This window comes from Streptomyces sp. NPDC001351 (assembly GCF_042896045.1).
GTDB lineage: Bacteria > Actinomycetota > Actinomycetes > Streptomycetales > Streptomycetaceae > Streptomyces.
Genome location: NZ_JBIAWS010000005.1, coordinates 281,891 through 294,666, shown reverse-complemented (window position 1 = coordinate 294,666; position 12,776 = coordinate 281,891). Strand labels below are relative to the sequence as shown.

Sequence of the window (12,776 nt, the reverse complement as noted above, 5' to 3'; positions counted from 1 at the left end):
GCCTCGACCGGCCTTCGGGTGATCAGCCCTTGCGGGCGTTGATCTCCTCGGTGAGCTGGGGGACGACGTCGAAGAGGTCGCCGACCACGCCGTAGTCGACCAGGTCGAAGATCGGGGCCTCGGGGTCCTTGTTGACCGCGACGATGGTCTTCGAGGTCTGCATGCCGGCCCGGTGCTGGATGGCGCCGGAGATGCCGTTGGCGATGTACAGCTGCGGCGAGACGGACTTGCCGGTCTGGCCGACCTGGTTGGTGTGCGGGTACCAGCCGGCGTCCACCGCCGCCCGGGAGGCGCCGACGGCCGCACCCAGGGAGTCGGCGAGGGCCTCGATGAGCGGGAAGTTCTCGGCGCCGTTGACGCCGCGGCCGCCGGAGACCACGATCGCGGCCTCGGTCAGCTCCGGACGCCCGGTCGACTCGCGCGGGGTGCGGGCGGTGACCTTGGTGCCGGTCGCCGCCGCGGAGAAGGTGACGGCGAGCGCCTCGACGCTGCCTGCGGCCGGGGCGGCCTCCACCGCGGCGGAGTTGGGCTTGACGGTGATGACCGGGGTGCCCTTGCTGATACGGGACTTGGTGGTGAAGGAGGCGGCGAACACCGACTGGGTGGCCACCGGGCCCTCGTCCGAGGCTTCCAGGTCGACGGCGTCGGTGATGATGCCGGAGCCGATCCGCAGCGCCAGACGCGCGGCGATCTCCTTGCCCTCGGCGGAGGACGGGACCAGCACGGCGGCCGGGGAGACGGCGGCGACGGCGGCCTGCAGCGCGTCGACCTTCGGGACGACCAGGTAGTCGGCGTACTCGGCGGCCTCGTGCGTGAGGACCTTGACGGCGCCGTGCTCGGCCAGGGCGGCGGCGGTGCCTGCGGCGCCGTTGCCCAGCGCGACGGCGACCGGCTCGCCGATGCGGCGGGCCAGGGTCAGCAGCTCCAGGGTGGGCTTGCGGACGGCACCGTCCACGTGGTCGACGTAGACGAGAACTTCAGCCATGGGATTGCTCTCCTGCGGATTGCGAAGTCTGAGGGGGGCGGTAAGGGAGTTGAGCCTTCGAGGGACTACAGGTCCCTTAGATGAACTTCTGGCTCGCGAGGAACTCGGCGAGCTGCTTGCCGCCCTCGCCCTCGTCCTTGACGATCGTGCCCGCGGTGCGCGCGGGACGCTCGGTCGCCGACTCGACCTTCGTCCAGGCACCCTCGAGACCCACCTCTTCGGCGTCGATCTCCAGGTCGGACAGGTCCCACGACTCGACCGGCTTCTTCTTCGCCGCCATGATGCCCTTGAAGGACGGGTAGCGCGCCTCACCCGACTGGTCGGTGACCGACACCACCGCCGGAAGCTGCGCCTCCAGCTGCTCGGACGCGGCGTCCCCGTCGCGGCGGCCCTTGACCGTGCCGTCCTCGACGCTCACCTCGGAGAGCAGGGTCACCTGCGGCACCCCAAGACGCTCGGCCACCAGCGCGGGGACGATGCCGGCGGTGCCGTCGGTGGACGCCATGCCGGAGACCACCAGGTCGAAGCCGGCCTTCTCGATGGCCTTGGCCAGCACCAGCGAGGTGCCGATCGCGTCCGTGCCGTGCAGGTCGTCGTCCTCGACGTGGATGGCCTTGTCCGCGCCCATGGACAGCGCCTTGCGCAGCGCGTCCTTGGCGTCCTCCGGACCCACCGTCAGGACAGTGATCTCCACGTCGTCGTCGGAGTTCTCGGAGATCTGCAGCGCCTGCTCGACCGCGTACTCGTCCAGCTCGGAGAGCAGACCGTCCACGTCGTCCCGGTCGACGGTCAGGTCATCGGCGAAGTGCCGGTCGCCAGTGGCGTCGGGCACGTACTTCACAGTGACAACGATCCTCAAGCTCACGCCGGCTCTCCTACTGCATCGTCATTTCGGTGCTGCCTACTTTCAGGCAGCATAGGCGCCTCAAGCGGCCGATCCCGATCGGGGCGACCCGCGCTCCGAGCGAAATATTACTCGTCAGTACACCCAGTTCGTTCCCGCTAAGCAAGCGCTTTGAACTGTGACCTTTGCAACGCAGCGTAATCGGAACTCGACCGCTTCGCAGGCGGAGCCGGCCGGCGGTCAGTCGCGCAGGCCGTTGAAATGACCCTGGTGGTAGAGAAGCGGGCGGCCGGGGCCCGTGGGGTCGCCGAGCACGACCTCGGCCAGCACGATGCGGTGGTCCCCCGCGGGGACACGGCCGACGATCCGGCACACCAGCCAGGCAAGGACGCCGCCGAGGACGGGAACACCTTCGGGTCCGGTACGCCAGGCGGTGGGCGCGCCGAAGCGGTCGGCGCCGCTCTTGGCGAAGGTGGCCGCCAGGTCCTGCTGATGCTCGCCGAGTATGTGGACGCCGATGTGGTCGGTCGCCGATATCGCCGGCCAGCTGGAGGCTCCGGTGCTGATGCCGAAGGACAGCAGCGGCGGTTCGGCGGAGACGGAGCTGAGCGAGGTGGCGGTGAAGCCGACCGGGCCGGCGTCACCTCGCGCGGTGATCACGGCGACTCCCGCCGCATGCCGCCGGAAGACGGAGCGCAGCAGGTCGGGGGAGGCGAGCTGAGGGGTACGGGTGCCGAGGTCGGGCGTGGCCGTCATGGAGTTGTCCTTCTACGCGGAGGGGCGGGCGTCGTGGCTGCTCAACAGCTCGGACAGCGCGCGCTCGCAGTGCGGGCGAGGTCGACGTGGACCCGCCCGTAGAGAAGGAGTTCCGTAGGCATACAGTCAGGCTGACGATAGGTGGTGCGCACAGTCAAGTACGTTCCGGCATATGGGAGATGCCTCACCGTCCACAGCACAGCCGTCAAACCGCCTCCCCCAGTGCGGCGATGACGTCGGCCTTGCGCGGCTGACCGGTGGCACGCCGTACGATCCGGCCGTCGGCGTCCAGCACCAGCACGGTCGGGGTCTTGAGGATGTCGAGTTCGCGCACCAGGTCCAGGTGGTCCTCGGCGTCGATCTCGACATGGGTCACGCCCGGGACCATCCCGGCCACCTCGCCGAGGACGCGCCGGGTGGCCCGGCAGGGCACGCAGAAGGCGCTGGAGAACTGCACGAGCGTGGCGCGCTCACCGAGTTCCTCGCCCAACTCGGCCACCCCGAGCCGCTTCCCGCCGTCGCGCCCGCGCACGCGCACCCTCCCGTTTCGCCGTCGATGAATCACTCCGTAGGCGCTCGCTGCCACGAGCACCACCGCGCACACCACAAGTCCGGTCATCACCTGCACAAGCATTCACGAGACTGCAAAGATTCCCGACTCCCAGGATCTTTTTCCATGCGGAATGCTTGCTTCATGGACATTGATGTGAGGGGGCCGCGCTTCGGGGCGGCCGTGACGACCGTCGTCCTGGCGGTCGTGCTGATCACCGGGAGCGCCTGGCTGCTGGCCTGGCAGACGCTGGCGTTCGCGCTGGGCGCGGCGGGCGGGGTGGGCCGATCGCCGTACGGCTGGCTGTTCCGCAAGGTGGTGCGTCCCAGGCTCGGGCCGCCGACCGAGTTCGAGTCGCCGGAGCCGCCGCGGTTCGCGCAGGCGGTGGGGCTGGTCTTCGCCGGCGTGGGGCTGGTCGGTTTCGGGCTCGGGCCGACCTGGCTGGGGCTCGCGGCGACCGCCGCCGCACTCGCCGCCGCGTTCCTCAATGCGGCGTTCGGGTACTGCCTGGGCTGCGAGATGTACCTGCTCGTACGGCGGGTGACGGTCCGTACGGAGTAAAGGCGGCTTAAAAATCCGAGGTGGATCAGTTGTCGGACGTGACGAGGATCTCGCCGTTCTGCGGCGCCAGGACTGGCCCCCCGTTCGTTCTTGGGGCACGATCTGCGCAATGCCGTAAACCTACGGCTGCGTAACTTCCCGCCGGGAGAACCCGTCCAGGCAGAGAGAAGGGTCCACCCCGTCCATGGCTGAGCTTGTCTACCGTCCCGTCGTCGGTCTCGCCCAAACGTTGTTCAAGGTCTGGGACCTCAAGATCGACTTGAAGGGATCGGAGAACATTCCGCGCTCGGGCGGCGCCGTCCTGGTGAGCAATCACATCAGCTATCTGGACTTCATCTTCGACGGTCTGGCTGCCCTGCCGCAGAAGCGTCTGGTGCGCTTCATGGCGAAGGAGTCGGTGTTCCGGCACCGGATCTCCGGCCCGCTGATGCGCGGCATGAAGCACATCCCGGTGGACCGCAAGCAGGGCGAGACGGCGTACCAGCACGCGCTGCAGTCGCTGCGGTCCGGCGAGATCGTCGGCGTCTTCCCGGAGGCGACCATCTCGCAGTCCTTCACCCTGAAGAGCTTCAAGTCGGGTGCCGCGCGCATGGCCCAGGAGGCCGGCGTGCCGCTCGTCCCGATGGCACTGTGGGGCACCCAGCGGCTGTGGACCAAGGGCCACCCGCGCAACTTCAGGCGCAGCCACACGCCGATCACCATTCGGGTGGGCGAGCCGGTGGAGGCCCCCCAGGACCAGTACGCGGGCGCCATCACCCGGCGGCTGCGCGAGCGTGTCCAGGAGCTGCTGGAGGCGGCGCAGCGCGCCTATCCCGTACGGCCCAAGGGTCCGGACGACACCTGGTGGATGCCCGCCCATCTCGGCGGCACGGCGCCGACTCCCGAAGAGGTCAAGGCGGCCGAGGCCCGCTGAATCGTCACGCCGGGGCGTGGACGGTGATGCGTGCCCCGGGGCTGAACTTCTCCAGAAGTCCGGCGAGTTCCGCTCCCGCCCTCTCGACTTCCTCGACCGGCATCGGAGCCAGGCTCTCCAGCAGGAAGATGCCCGTGACGGTGTCCTCGGTGAGGCGGGTGCGCGGGCCCTGGCGCCAGTTCCAGCGGCGGCAGGTCACGCCGGCGTCGTCGCGCCAGACGACCTCGCCCGCCTCGGGGTGTTCGACGACCTCCGCGCCGCCGGCCACGGTCACGAAGTCCTCGTCGCCGATGGCCCGTACGAGCCGCATGCCGCCCTGGATGCGGTCGATGTCCTCGCCTCCGACGGGGATCAGGTGGGCGACGCTGATGGCGTTGTAGAGGTCGACGAGCAGATTGATACGAGGCAGTCCGGCGTCCGACAGAGCCCGTTTCGCCAGCGCCTCGGCCGAGTTGCGAGTGCGTGAGGGCTTGGAGCCGAACGCCGTGTAGATCTCGCGCCAGGCCACCATGTGCGGATCCTCGTGCGGAGCGCGCCCGTCCAGGCGGGCGGCGAGGCGGGCGGCCGCCTCGTCCAGGAGGGTCGAACTCTCCCCGGTGCTGGGCCCGTTGACCAGGTCGTGCGCCTCGATGGCGACGTGGGTGAATCCGGGGGCGAGTGCGCGTACCTCGTCGGACACGGTCAGGGAGAGCGTCATGGTCTGCCTCAGAGTGCGGTGGGGAGCGTCTTCCAGAGATGGGGCCGGTCGGGGGCGGCCTTGAGGGCCTCGATGACCGCCGGATGCGGTTCAGCGTACAGGACCGAATAGTCCACCTCATTGGACTCCGGATCGGGGATCCAGGCCAGCCGCTCGCCGTCGAGGGAGAACTGGGCATCGACGCCCGGTTTGTTGCCGCGGGGATCCTGCCGGTGCCAGGCGCCGTTGAAGCGGACGGCGATCAGCCCGTGCACGGCATGGCCGTCGCCGTCGTCGTGCGCCAGCCTCTGGTAGCAGAGCGCCGTGGGGATGTCCTCGGCCCGCAGCAGGGCGGCGAGGGCGTGGGCCTTGGCGTAGCAGATGCCGGTGCCCTGCCGCAGTACGTCGGAGGCCCGCCAGGTGACGCGCGGGTCGCCCGAGTCCTGGGAGTGGGGAATGGTGTCGCGCACGAACTCGAAAGCAGCCCGCGCATAGGCATACGAGTCCGGTACGTCCCGGGTGAGGCGGGCAGCCGTCTCCCGTACCACCGGATGGCCATGGTCGACGACCTCGCCAGCAGCCAAATAGGCGGACAGGTCGGGGGTGTTCTGGATCAGCTCCATGCCTGCAGAGCATAGAAAGACGATCAACATTCAGTCAATGAATTTACAGGTCAATGCATATTCATGCATTGACCATCATCAGGGAGTCCCACGCCACGAACCGGGTCCGCCACAGTCCACGGCTGCGGATGCCGTCGGGGGACATCCGCAGCCGAGGCCGGGGACCACTGCGCCGAGCATCAGGATCCCGGCGCACGAGGCGGACGCAGACCTAGCGCGCCATCTCTTCCTTGAGCGCCGCCACGAATGCGTCCACGTCCTCCTCGGTGGTGTCGAAGGCGCACATCCAGCGCACCACGCCCGCGGCCTCGTCCCAGAAGTAGAAGCGGAACCGCTTCTGCAGCCGCTCGCTCACGTCGTGCGGGAGCTTGGCGAACACCCCGTTGGCCTGCACCGGGTAGAGGATCTCCACGCCGTGCACGGCGCGCACGCCCTCGGCCAGGCGCTGGGCCATCTCGTTGGCGTGGCGGGCGTTGCGCAGCCAGAGGTCCTTGGCGAGGAGGGCCTCCAACTGCACCGAGACGAAGCGCATCTTGGAGGCGAGCTGCATGGACAGCTTGCGCAGGTGCTTCATGTGGCTGACGGCGTCCTGGTTGATGACGACGACCGCCTCGCCGAACAGCGCGCCGTTCTTCGTCCCGCCCAGGGAGAGGATGTCGACGCCGACCGCGTTGGTGAACGTCCGCATCGGGACATCCAGGGACGCGGCCGCGTTGGCTATGCGGGAGCCGTCCAGGTGCACCTTCATGCCGTGCGCGTGGGCGTGCTCGCAGATCGCGCGGATCTCGTCCGGCGTGTAGAGCGTGCCGAGCTCCGTGCTCTGGGTGATCGAGACGACCTGCGGCATCGCGCGGTGCTCGTCGTCCCAGCCGTACGCCTGCCGGTCGATCAGTTCGGGGGTGAGCTTGCCGTCCGGTGTCGGGACCGTCAGCAGCTTGAGGCCGCCCATGCGCTCCGGCGCCCCGCCCTCGTCGACGTTGATGTGCGCGCTCTCGGCGCAGATCACCGCGCCCCAGCGGTCGGTGACCGCCTGGAGCGCGACGACGTTCGCGCCGGTGCCGTTGAAGACGGGAAACGCCTCGGCCGTGGCCCCGAAGTGGCTGCGGATGATGCTCTGGAGGTTGTCGGTGTAGTCGTCCTCGCCGTACGCGACCTGGTGCCCGCCGTTGGCCAGGGCCAGGGCGGCGAGCACCTCCGGGTGGGCCCCGGCGTAGTTGTCGCTGGCGAAGCCGCGGACCTGCGGGTCGTGATGGCGACGTGCGTCGGTCCTCGGGGGGTTCACGGCTTCTCGGTCAGCCACAGACGCTTTCCGTTCACTTCGGCGGCGGGCTTGCTCCAGACGTCGGTGATGGCCTCGGCCAGCTCCTTGACATCCGTGAAGCCCGCGAACTTCGCATTGGGTCGCTCGGCGCGCATCGCGTCGTGCACCAACGCCTTCACCACCAGGATCGCAGCCGCCGATGTCGGCCCCTCGGCGCCTCCCGCCTTGCGGAAGAAGTCGGCCATGGCCAGGGTCCATGCCTCGGCGGCGGCCTTGGCGGCGGCGTACGCGGCGTTGCCCGCGGTGGGCTTCGTCGCGCCCGCGGCGCTGATCAGGACATAGCGGCCGCGCTCGCTGCGCTGCAGCGCCTCGGAGAAGGCGAGGGAGGTGTGCTGCACGGTGCGGATGAGCAGCAGTTCCAGGAAGTCCCAGTCGTCGAGGCTGGTCTTGATGAAGGTCTCGCTGCCGCGCCAGCCGCCGACGAGATGGACCAGGCCGTCGACACGGCCGAACTCCTTGTCGATGTGCATGGCCCACTCGCGGGTGGACTCCAGGTCCAGCAGGTCCACGGGCTCGCCGGTGACGGTGGCGCCGCCGGACGCGTAACGGGCCGCGTCCACGGCCTCCGCGAGCCGCTCGGGATCATTGTCCGCGGCGACGACGGTCGCGCCCGCCTCCGCGAGCCGGATCAGTGCCGCGCGCCCGGCGGGTCCGCCCGCGCCGGCCACCGCGATCACCGCACCGCTGAGAGCTCCGTTCCCCGCCATGGTCTTCGCCTCCTGAGCAGTGGTTGTGGTGTTGCGGTCGCTCACGCGGCGACCCGCTCGGGGCTCTCCGCCGTGATGCCCTTGGTGGAGGCGATCACGTTCTTCAGCTTCTTGGAGAGGGCCTCATAGAACATGCTCAGGGGAAACTCGTCCGGAAGCACGTCATCGACGAGCTTCCGCGGCGGGCGGCTCAGGTCGAGGGCGTCGGGGCCCTTGGCCCAGCGGGAGCCGGGGTGCGGGGCGAGGTACTGCGACACCAGGTCGTAGGCGGCGAACCAGTGGACCAGCTTCGGGCGGTCGATGCCGGCCCGGTAGAGGTCCTCGATCTCGGCGCACAGCTCGTTGGTGACCTGCGGGGCGCGCTGCCAGTCGATGTGCAGCTTGTTGTCGGTCCAGCGGATCACGTCGTGCTTGTGCAGGTAGGCGAAGAGGAGCTGGCCGCCGAGGCCGTCGTAGTTGCGCACGCGCTCGCCGGTGACCGGGAAGCGGAACATGCGGTCGAACAGCACCGCGTACTGCACGTCACGGGCCTGCGGAACGCCATCGGCCTGCAGCTTCACGGCCTCCTTGAAGGCGGTGAGGTCGCAGCGCAGCTCTTCGAGGCCGTACATCCAGAAAGGCTGCCGCTGCTTGATCATGAACGGGTCGAAGGGCAGGTCGCCGTGGCTGTGGGTGCGGTCGTGGACCATGTCCCACAGCACGAAGGCCTCCTCGCAGCGCTTCTGGTCGTGGACCATCGCGGCGATGTCCTCGGGCAGCTCGAGGCCCAGGATGTCGACGGCGGCGTCGGTCACGCGGCGGAAGCGCGCGGCCTCGCGGTCGCAGAAGATGCCACCCCAGGAGAAACGTTCCGGCGCCTCGCGCACGGCGATGGTCTCCGGGAAGAGGACGGCGGAGTTGGTGTCGTAGCCGGCCGTGAAGTCCTCGAACTTGATGCCGCAGAACAGCGGGTTGTCGTAGCGGGTGCGCTCCAGCTCGGCCAGCCAGTCGGGCCAGACCATGCGCAGCACGACCGCCTCGAGGTTGCGGTCCGGGTTGCCGTTCTGCGTGTACATGGGGAAGACGACCAGGTGCTGCAGGCCGTCCACGCGGTTCGCGGCGGGCTGGAAGGCCAGCAGCGAGTCGAGGAAGTCGGGCACGTCGAAGCCGCCCTCGGCCCACCGGAGCAGATCCTTGGCCAGCGCCTCGTGGTAGTCGGCGTCATGCGGGAGCAGCGGGGAGAGCTCCTCGACCGCCGCCACGACACGCCGTACGGCCGCCTCGGCGTCCGCACGCTCGGGTGCGCCCTCGGCCTCGAGGTCGATCGATCCGTCCTTGGACTGCCATGGCCGGATCTGTTCCACGGCATTCTTGAGCACGGCCCAGGCCGGGTGCTCCACCACCCTGGTCACGGGAGGAACCTGCTCCTCCGAAGCCGCCTGCACAAGAATTTCCGTCATGTCCCATCCTCCACGGGAGAAGCTCGCGTATGGAGACCGTATACATACGAACTTCCTCTCAGCAAGAGGAGTCTCGGGAGATTATCCTGCACCTCTCCATGGTCACCGAACTTTTTCCTGCCGGAAACCCGTCCGGCGGACATTTGGGTATCGCGCGGCTACCCGTCGACGGAGCGTCGAAACCGGCCACCGGTCAATCCCGGAAGGACTCGCCCACGCCAGGGTGATCCCCGAGGGGTACAGACCAGTCCTGCCCCCGGCGGCGCGCCGATCCCCCGTGTACGCGCGGGTTCATCGCGGGGCCGGGCCGTTAGGCTGCGGCTCTGCCCGCGCGGCCGTCCGCTCCGGTCCGCGCGCGGAGCCGAGCCGCCGTCGACGGAAGCGAGTTGAACCTTGAACTTCCTTACCATCGGTCATCGCGGAGTCATGGGTACCGAGCCCGAGAACACCCTCCGTTCCTTCGTCGCCGCCCAGCACGCCGGGCTCGACATGATCGAACTCGATCTGCATCTGAGCAAGGACGGCGCCCTCGTCGTCATGCACGACACCGACGTGGACCGCACGACCGACGGCACCGGCCCGATCGCCGAGAAGACCCTCTCCGAGCTGCGCGCCCTGGACGCGGGCCGCGGCGAGCGCGTCCCGGTCTTCGAGGAGGTCCTCGAAGCCGTGCGGGCACCGCTGCAGGCCGAGATCAAGGACATCGCGGCGGCACGCGCACTGGCCGAGGTCATGCTCAAACGGGACCTGGTCTCCCGGGTCGAGGTGTCCTCGTTCCACGACGAGGCCATCACCGAGGTCACCCGCCTGGTGCCGGGCGTGCGGACCGCGCTGATCGGCAGTCGCTACGGCACCGACATCGTGGAGCGCGCCGTGGAGGCCGGTGCCGCGACCGTCTGCCTCAACATCCGCCGCCTCACCCTGGAGGTCGTGGAGCAGGCGCGCAAGGCGGACCTGCGGATCATCGGCTGGGTGGTGAACACGCAGGACCATCTGCGGCTCGTCCGGGCGCTGCAGCTGGACGGCGCGACCACCGACTACCCGGAGATCAAGCGCACCGGCCGCTTCACGGCCTGAGGCTCAGTCCAGCTCCTTGACCAGCAGCTCGAACTGCAGGTCGGCGCGCTGCGGAATGCCGAAGCGCTCGTCGCCGTACGGGAACGGGGTCATCTTTCCCGTACGGCGGTAGCCGCGGCGCTCGTACCAGGCGATGAGGTCGCCTCGCACGGAGATCACGGTCATGTGCATCTCGCGCACACCCCAGCTCTCGCGCGCCCTGCGCTCCGCCTCCGCGATGATCACCTTGCCGAGGCCCGCGCCCTGCAGTTGCGGACTGACCGCGAACATCCCGAAGTAGGCGTGATCCCCGCGGTGTTCGAGCTGGCAGCAGGCGACGACGGCACCGTCCCGCTCCACCGTCAGCAGACGGCTGTCGGGCGACTTGATGACGGCGAGCACGCCCTCCGTGTCGGTCCGCTGCCCTTGCAGGATGTCCGCCTCGGTGGTCCACCCGGCCCGGCTGGAGTCCCCGCGGTACGCCGACTCGATCAGCGCGACCAGCACGTCGACGTCGGCGTCGGTCGCGTCGCGGAAGGTCAGTCCGGCGGCGGTGGTCTCCATGGGCGTGACTCCGGTTTCTGGCTCTGCGCTGGCAGGGACGAGGGTAACCCTGCCACTAGGCTCCGGATGCATGGTGCACGTTCTCAGCAGCCGGACCCTTCTCCACCCGAGCGACCCCGAGCGCTCCCGCACGTTCTACGGCGAGCAGTTGGGCCTCGCCGTCTACCGTGAGTTCGGCACGGGGCCGCAGCGCGGCACCGTCTACTTCCTGGGCGGCGGCTTCCTGGAGGTCTCCGGCCGCTCCGAGACCCCGCTCTCCCCCGCCGTGCAGTTGTGGCTGCAGGTCGAGGACGTGGCCGCGGCCCACGAGGAGCTACGGGCCAAGGGCGTCGAGATCGTGCGGGCGCCGGTGAAGGAGCCGTGGGGGCTGATCGAGATGTGGATCGCGGATCCGGACGGGACCCGGATCGTCCTGGTCGAGGTGCCGGCGGACCATCCGATCCGCTACCGGCCAGGGATCTGACGGCCCGGAACGAGCCTGCCGTTTCCGCCGTTTCTCCCGGTCCACAGGGAAGGACGGGTTCACGGATCGGGGGACGGAAGGGGGCCGCTGGCGTCCTGCGCGCCTCCAGGGCGGCATTGGTTCGGTGGCCCAGCCCGAAGGACAGCCGTTCGGCGACTTCCCGGAGGGGAATCCGACGCAGCGACGCCGGTGTCGTCGAGGCCGTCATCAGCGGCACTCGGCACGCGGGCAGCCGCCGCTTCAGCCCGCCAGGCGCGGCGAGTTCCTCGCCCTCCTCGGAGTGGACGCCGATCACGGCCACGTCGGGCCGCACATCAGCGCCCGCGTCGGCACCGCGCCCTCGCCTGCGGCCTCCGCGACGACTCAAGTTCGGTCGTCTCCCGCCCGACGAGTTCAACGCGGGCTGTGTTCCCAGCGCCGGTCGGTACGGGTCAGCTCCCGGAAGCCCGAAGCGAGCAGGAGGTCGACGGCTGCCGTGTCCTCGGCCGGCTCGTAGGCGAAGAGACGGTCCGTGCCGCACAGGCGCAGCCAGTCGGCGGCCTTGGCGAGCAGTTGTCGCTCCAGGCCCTCGCCGTACGAGGCCGGATCGACGTGCAGGTTGCCGATGTCGGCGAGGCCTGCCGCGCGGGCGTGCCGTTCGGGGCGGGACAGGGCGGTGTCGACCTCGATGAAGCCCGCGGCGCGTGTGCCGGCGTAGGCCGTGAAACGGGTGCCGCACTCCCCCAGCGACCGTTCGAACCTCATGCCCGGACGGGGCTCGACGGCCGGCAGGTCGGCCACCCGCGCGATCAGGACGACCTCAGTGTCTCCGACGTGGCGGAAGCCGGAGCGTTCGTAGACGGCGCGGATGTGCGGCCAGTTGCGGGGCAGGCCGTAGACGACGGGGGCCGGGACGGCGCCGTCGGCGTAGCGGACGCGTACGTTCCAGCGGGCGAACTGGGCCAGGCACGCAGCCATCAGCTGGTCCGCGGCTTCCTCGGCGTCGGGCCAGAAGGAGGCCGGCGGGCGGCACACGAACCAGTCGAGCTCACCGGCGTCCCGGTAGTGGTCGCCGACCTCGCCGCCGGAGCGGTAGCGCAGCAGGTGGGCGGCGGCCACGACATGGCGGCGCTGCTCGGCGACGAGGGTGACGCGCTCGGCGACCCAGGGATCGGTGATGAATTCGCCGGGCTGTCGTTCCAGGTCGCTGAGGACGGTGTTGACCGAGACGGAGACGCCGGGGACGACGGCGGCGACGTGTGCGTTGATCAGTTCGGTGAGCTGGTCGCGGTCGTCGCGGCGGAAGGGGCGCACCATGAGCGCGGGCATGCGGGACCTC

Annotated in this window: 16 protein-coding genes; 4 read left to right on the top strand and 12 right to left on the bottom strand. The window is 69.6% G+C overall.

The window, feature by feature from the left end; translation table 11 throughout:
- Positions 1 to 22: 22 nt before the first annotated feature.
- The 4 genes from ACFY1U_RS20190 to ACFY1U_RS20175 all read right to left on the bottom strand — a co-directional run bounded on the left by ACFY1U_RS20190 (position 23) and on the right by ACFY1U_RS20175 (position 3,204).
- On the bottom strand, positions 23 to 985 hold the full coding sequence (locus tag ACFY1U_RS20190) for an electron transfer flavoprotein subunit alpha/FixB family protein (RefSeq protein WP_390695474.1): 963 nt from the start codon (positions 983 to 985) through the stop codon (positions 23 to 25).
- A 76-nt stretch (positions 986 to 1,061) separates the two neighbouring features.
- The gene (locus ACFY1U_RS20185; RefSeq protein ID WP_390695473.1) at positions 1,062 to 1,850 is read right to left on the bottom strand and encodes an electron transfer flavoprotein subunit beta/FixA family protein; all 789 of its coding nucleotides are present in this window, start codon (positions 1,848 to 1,850) and stop codon (positions 1,062 to 1,064) included.
- Between the two features lie 219 nt (positions 1,851 to 2,069).
- On the bottom strand, positions 2,070 to 2,585 hold the full coding sequence (locus ACFY1U_RS20180; protein WP_390695472.1) for a flavin reductase family protein: 516 nt from the start codon (positions 2,583 to 2,585) through the stop codon (positions 2,070 to 2,072).
- 205 nt (positions 2,586 to 2,790) lie between these two features.
- On the bottom strand, positions 2,791 to 3,204 hold the full coding sequence (locus tag ACFY1U_RS20175) for a TlpA family protein disulfide reductase (protein ID WP_390695863.1): 414 nt from the start codon (positions 3,202 to 3,204) through the stop codon (positions 2,791 to 2,793).
- A 75-nt stretch (positions 3,205 to 3,279) separates the two neighbouring features.
- On the opposite strand from ACFY1U_RS20175, the gene ACFY1U_RS20170 reads away from it, so the two are divergent.
- A complete protein-coding gene (locus ACFY1U_RS20170; RefSeq protein WP_266963553.1) occupies positions 3,280 to 3,696 on the top strand; it encodes a DUF4395 domain-containing protein in 417 nt (138 codons plus the stop codon).
- 184 nt (positions 3,697 to 3,880) lie between these two features.
- Positions 3,881 to 4,609, top strand: a complete 729-nt coding sequence (locus tag ACFY1U_RS20165; protein ID WP_390695471.1) for a lysophospholipid acyltransferase family protein — start codon at positions 3,881 to 3,883, stop codon at positions 4,607 to 4,609.
- Between the two features lie 4 nt (positions 4,610 to 4,613).
- Here the strand turns inward: ACFY1U_RS20165 and ACFY1U_RS20160 are convergent, their stop codons facing one another.
- The 6 genes from ACFY1U_RS20160 to ACFY1U_RS20135 all read right to left on the bottom strand — a co-directional run bounded on the left by ACFY1U_RS20160 (position 4,614) and on the right by ACFY1U_RS20135 (position 9,375).
- Complete coding sequence (locus ACFY1U_RS20160) at positions 4,614 to 5,306, bottom strand: B3/4 domain-containing protein (protein ID WP_390695470.1); 693 nt, start codon at positions 5,304 to 5,306, stop codon at positions 4,614 to 4,616.
- Positions 5,307 to 5,314: 8 nt separating this feature from the next.
- Positions 5,315 to 5,908 (bottom strand): transglutaminase domain-containing protein, encoded by a 594-nt coding sequence (locus ACFY1U_RS20155; RefSeq protein WP_390695469.1) that lies wholly within the window; start codon positions 5,906 to 5,908, stop codon positions 5,315 to 5,317.
- Positions 5,909 to 5,969: 61 nt separating this feature from the next.
- A complete protein-coding gene (locus tag ACFY1U_RS20150; protein ID WP_390695468.1) occupies positions 5,970 to 6,104 on the bottom strand; it encodes a PH domain-containing protein in 135 nt (44 codons plus the stop codon).
- Between the two features lie 15 nt (positions 6,105 to 6,119).
- Positions 6,120 to 7,190, bottom strand: a complete 1,071-nt coding sequence (locus tag ACFY1U_RS20145) for a threonine aldolase family protein (RefSeq protein WP_390695467.1) — start codon at positions 7,188 to 7,190, stop codon at positions 6,120 to 6,122.
- Positions 7,187 to 7,936 (bottom strand): SDR family NAD(P)-dependent oxidoreductase, encoded by a 750-nt coding sequence (locus ACFY1U_RS20140; RefSeq protein ID WP_390695466.1) that lies wholly within the window; start codon positions 7,934 to 7,936, stop codon positions 7,187 to 7,189. Before ACFY1U_RS20140 ends, ACFY1U_RS20145 begins: the two co-directional genes overlap by 4 nt.
- Positions 7,937 to 7,977: 41 nt before the next feature.
- Positions 7,978 to 9,375, bottom strand: coding sequence for a DUF6421 family protein (locus ACFY1U_RS20135; protein WP_390695465.1), 1,398 nt, complete (start codon positions 9,373 to 9,375; stop codon positions 7,978 to 7,980).
- Positions 9,376 to 9,768: 393 nt separating this feature from the next.
- Between ACFY1U_RS20135 and ACFY1U_RS20130 the strand changes: the two genes are divergently transcribed.
- Positions 9,769 to 10,452, top strand: coding sequence for a glycerophosphodiester phosphodiesterase (locus tag ACFY1U_RS20130; RefSeq protein WP_390695464.1), 684 nt, complete (start codon positions 9,769 to 9,771; stop codon positions 10,450 to 10,452).
- Positions 10,453 to 10,455: 3 nt separating this feature from the next.
- Here the strand turns inward: ACFY1U_RS20130 and ACFY1U_RS20125 are convergent, their stop codons facing one another.
- Positions 10,456 to 10,995, bottom strand: coding sequence for a GNAT family N-acetyltransferase (locus tag ACFY1U_RS20125; RefSeq protein ID WP_390695463.1), 540 nt, complete (start codon positions 10,993 to 10,995; stop codon positions 10,456 to 10,458).
- 70 nt (positions 10,996 to 11,065) lie between these two features.
- Here ACFY1U_RS20125 and ACFY1U_RS20120 point away from each other — a divergent pair, with 70 nt between their 5' ends.
- Positions 11,066 to 11,458, top strand: a complete 393-nt coding sequence (locus tag ACFY1U_RS20120) for a VOC family protein (RefSeq protein WP_390695462.1) — start codon at positions 11,066 to 11,068, stop codon at positions 11,456 to 11,458.
- Between the two features lie 393 nt (positions 11,459 to 11,851).
- Here ACFY1U_RS20120 and ACFY1U_RS20115 read toward each other — a convergent pair whose 3' ends face one another.
- Entirely contained in the window at positions 11,852 to 12,766 is a 915-nt protein-coding gene (locus ACFY1U_RS20115; protein ID WP_390695461.1) for a GNAT family N-acetyltransferase, read from the bottom strand.
- Positions 12,767 to 12,776 lie beyond the last annotated feature (10 nt).

Excerpts from the sequence above, each read along its gene's own strand:
- ACFY1U_RS20155 (WP_390695469.1), bottom strand. The coding sequence starts at position 5,908 with ATGGAGCTGATCCAGAACACCCCCGACCTGTCCGCCTATTTGGCTGCT.
- ACFY1U_RS20180 (WP_390695472.1), bottom strand. The coding sequence starts at position 2,585 with ATGACGGCCACGCCCGACCTCGGCACCCGTACCCCTCAGCTCGCCTCC.
- ACFY1U_RS20170 (WP_266963553.1), top strand. The coding sequence starts at position 3,280 with ATGGACATTGATGTGAGGGGGCCGCGCTTCGGGGCGGCCGTGACGACC.
- ACFY1U_RS20120 (WP_390695462.1), top strand. The coding sequence starts at position 11,066 with ATGGTGCACGTTCTCAGCAGCCGGACCCTTCTCCACCCGAGCGACCCC.
- ACFY1U_RS20175 (WP_390695863.1), bottom strand. The coding sequence starts at position 3,204 with ATGACCGGACTTGTGGTGTGCGCGGTGGTGCTCGTGGCAGCGAGCGCC.
- ACFY1U_RS20140 (WP_390695466.1), bottom strand. The coding sequence starts at position 7,936 with ATGGCGGGGAACGGAGCTCTCAGCGGTGCGGTGATCGCGGTGGCCGGC.
- ACFY1U_RS20135 (WP_390695465.1), bottom strand. The coding sequence starts at position 9,375 with ATGACGGAAATTCTTGTGCAGGCGGCTTCGGAGGAGCAGGTTCCTCCC.
- ACFY1U_RS20165 (WP_390695471.1), top strand. The coding sequence starts at position 3,881 with ATGGCTGAGCTTGTCTACCGTCCCGTCGTCGGTCTCGCCCAAACGTTG.
- ACFY1U_RS20190 (WP_390695474.1), bottom strand. The coding sequence starts at position 985 with ATGGCTGAAGTTCTCGTCTACGTCGACCACGTGGACGGTGCCGTCCGC.
- ACFY1U_RS20125 (WP_390695463.1), bottom strand. The coding sequence starts at position 10,995 with ATGGAGACCACCGCCGCCGGACTGACCTTCCGCGACGCGACCGACGCC.
- ACFY1U_RS20115 (WP_390695461.1), bottom strand. The coding sequence starts at position 12,766 with ATGCCCGCGCTCATGGTGCGCCCCTTCCGCCGCGACGACCGCGACCAG.
- ACFY1U_RS20160 (WP_390695470.1), bottom strand. The coding sequence starts at position 5,306 with ATGACGCTCTCCCTGACCGTGTCCGACGAGGTACGCGCACTCGCCCCC.